Source organism: Kitasatospora sp. NPDC057198 (assembly GCF_042670125.1).
Lineage (GTDB): Bacteria > Actinomycetota > Actinomycetes > Streptomycetales > Streptomycetaceae > Kitasatospora.
The window spans coordinates 1-1,221 of the sequence record NZ_JBHUWH010000879.1 but is presented as its reverse complement, the minus strand read 5'-3'; the positions used below and the strand labels follow the sequence as shown (position 1 = coordinate 1,221).

At 73.5% G+C, this 1,221-nt stretch carries 1 protein-coding gene; it reads right to left on the bottom strand.

All coding sequences use genetic code 11. From position 1 onward, the window contains the following. A partial coding sequence (locus tag ACFUEL_RS39815) for a polysaccharide deacetylase family protein (protein WP_380243125.1) occupies window positions 1-875 on the bottom strand: 875 nt, incomplete at its 3' end. Window positions 876-1,221 lie beyond the last annotated feature (346 nt).

Below are 1,221 nucleotides of genomic sequence, written 5' to 3'. Positions count from 1 at the left end.
TTGACGGTGACCTTCCAGGTGCTGGAGCCGGTGACGCTGACGTTCAGGTTGTAGCGGTCGCTCCAGGAGGAGCCGGCGGAGAGCGTCGCGCTGCAACTCCCGCCCCCCGTACCGCCGGTGCCTCCCGTGCCGCCGGTGCCGCCGGTGCCTCCGGTGCTGCCGCCGGTGTCGGTCGGGGCGACGGCGTGGCCGGTCTGCGGAGAGATCATCCCGGCGCACAGGCCGCGGGCGGCGAGGCTCTGGGCGATCTGCGGGATCGCGGCGAGGGTGTTGGCGGGCCACTCGTGCATCAGGATGACCTGGCCGTTGGTCAGGCGGCCGACGGCCTGGACGATCGCGGCGGTGGTGGCGCCGTTCCAGTCCTGCGAGTCGACGTCCCAGATCACCTCGGTCAGGCCGTACTTGGCCTCGACCGCCTTCAGGGTCGCGTTGGTCTCGCCGTACGGGGGGCGGAACAGCTTCGGGGTGCCGCCGCCCGCGTTGGCGATCGCGGACTGGGTGCCGCCGACCTCGGAGTCGATCTGGGCCTGGCTCTCCTGGACCAGGTGCGGGTGGGTGTAGCTGTGGTTGCCGACCCACATGCCGGCCGCCACCTCGGCCCTGACCTGGGCGGGGTAGGCGGCCGCGTACTGGCCCTCGTTGAACATGGTGGCCCGCAGGCCGTTCTGCTGGAGGGCGCTGAGCAGGGCGGGGGTGTGGTCGTTGGACGGGCCGTCGTCGAAGGTGAGGCCGACGTAGCCGGTGCAGGTGGTGGCCGCGACGGCGGCCCGCGCGGGGGTGGGGTCGAGGGTGGTGGCGGTCAGCGCGGTGGCCGCGGCGGCGGCGACGGCCAGGGCCGCGATCAGCGGGCGCGGCGAGAGGGTGGTGATGCGCATGGGGGTGCGACTCCTCGTGGTTCGCTGGGGAGCCAGGGAGGCAGGTGGAACCGGCGACCCGGCTCGACTGTGGTCGGCGGCGACGGCCGACGTCGAAGAGTTTTGACCCGCCGAGTTCGGCTGTCAATGCGCGGGTTGAAACTTTCCGGGAACATTCGAAATCCCGCGGGAATGGCGGCCGGAAAGCACCGGCGCGCCCAACCCGCGGGGCGGAAAAGGCGGTTGGCGGGCGGGCGGCCGGCGGCCGATCGAGTTTCGGAAGCCTGGACCGGCCGTCGGCGGGTTCCGCGCCGTTGCGGACCGACGGCCGGTCGGCCCGTCCCGCGCCGCCCCCGCACCCCGGGGT